This window comes from Vibrio ichthyoenteri ATCC 700023 (assembly GCF_000222605.1).
GTDB lineage: Bacteria > Pseudomonadota > Gammaproteobacteria > Enterobacterales > Vibrionaceae > Vibrio > Vibrio ichthyoenteri.
Window position 1 is genome coordinate 1 of record NZ_AFWF01000088.1, and the last position, 1626, is coordinate 1626.

Consider the following 1626-nt stretch of genomic DNA (forward strand, 5'->3'; position numbering starts at 1 on the left):
AAAACGAACTGGCAGCGAGTGTTAAACAACGGCAAATCTGTTTTACTGGGTAGCCTATCTTCTTCAGTTTTACCGCAACTATCTGTTTTTGTTCATTTCGATTGCGAAGAAGGCCGAAGCTTTTTTAACAGTTCATTGTCACTTTGAAGTTGTTTGAGCTGTAAGCTTGGGTGTAATACCTGATAACTCTTGTCGATACTGCGCAACCCAACGTTGAATCGATGATAAACCGACGTTCATCGCTGCGGCAGCATCTTTGTGACTGTAGCCATGAGTGATAACCAACTCAGCACACTCACGTTTGAATTCAGGGGTAATTTTTCTTGGCATTTTTGACCTCTTTAGTTGTATGAAATCATACCTCTAAACAGATCTCCATGCTGGAGCCATGACCTTTTTTCATCTTACGCGTGGATTACTTGGACTGTTGAAAATAATCATAAATCCCTATTTTATAATGGATTAAGTAGGCATTGATCGAGCAGAGGGACGAGCCGATCAATCTCTGGTTTAGTAATTGCATCTAAAGCACCTACATCAAGAGCCTTAATGCGATTTTCATTCGTCATTGTTGAGGAAAAAATAATAACAGGAGTTTTATTCTCACTTTTAGATATTAATTTGCAAAGATGTAACCCATCCATTCTAGGCATTTCGACATCAGATACGACGGCGGCGATAGTAGCAGATTTTTTCTGGTAGGTATCCCATGCGATATACCCATCAGAGGCAGTTATAACGTTATATCCAGCTTGGGTTGCAACCATAACCAACTGATCTCGAATGAATTTCGAGTCATCAACAATGAGCACACTATGCTGGCTGCGCTGCTTAATCTTTCTTGCTGACATCTCAATGTTGCTGTCTAGTCCGAGCTCATAGCTACTCATATCAACACGATTATTAATATCAGCAATTATTTGTTCAAAATCGAGAACAAAAACGAGCTTACCATCAAGATTAACTGTCGCGATAATACACTCGTTATCATCAGAAATTGAGATGTTTTCCGGTGAGTGTAAATCAGACCAAGATACTCTATGGATACGATTTATGACGTCTATTAAAAATCCATTAGTCACACCGTTAAAATCGGTAACGATAACGAATTTTTTATCTGAATGTATAGCACTTTTTATTCCAAGCCATTTAGATAGATGAATGAGAGGCGCCACCTTATCTCTAGATTTGAAAACACCTAGGATGTATTCTCCACCCTTTGGATAGTCTGTAATTTCCGGGAATTTAATGACTTCACGAACTTTGGCAACGTTGATACCGTAATGGTTTGCTTTCGTCGTTCCGTCAGGTAGCTGCTTAATGAGCTGAAATTCTGCAATTTCTAACTCGTTTGTCCCGCTTTCAAGTAAAATATTGTGGTTTGACATATTATGATAATCCGTATTCTTTACTTAAAAAAATTTTTTTCTCGTACATGTGAAAGATAAATCCTAAATTTATTCTTGTTTGCGACAATTGTTCAACTGTATAAGCTATTACGTGTATAATCAATAACATCATTGATTGGCTTTGTTGTGTAATTCATTTTCGAAGCCGAGCTGCCCCATCTAGATTAATTTTCACCCAATACGCCAAGTGTTAGGCATACCAAGCCCCGTAAGTGAT

The 1626-nt window shown here is 38.3% G+C and carries 2 protein-coding genes; both read right to left on the reverse strand.

From position 1 onward, the window contains the following. Nucleotides 1–138 precede the first annotated feature (138 nt). Nucleotides 139–330: a transposase gene (locus RH85_RS07545; protein WP_006711619.1), complete on the reverse strand. Its 192-nt coding sequence runs from the start codon at nt 328–330 to the stop codon at nt 139–141. Nucleotides 331–452: 122 nt separating this feature from the next. Then, entirely contained in the window at nt 453–1388 is a 936-nt protein-coding gene (locus RH85_RS07550; RefSeq protein WP_006711620.1) for a chemotaxis protein CheV, read from the reverse strand. Nucleotides 1389–1626 lie beyond the last annotated feature (238 nt).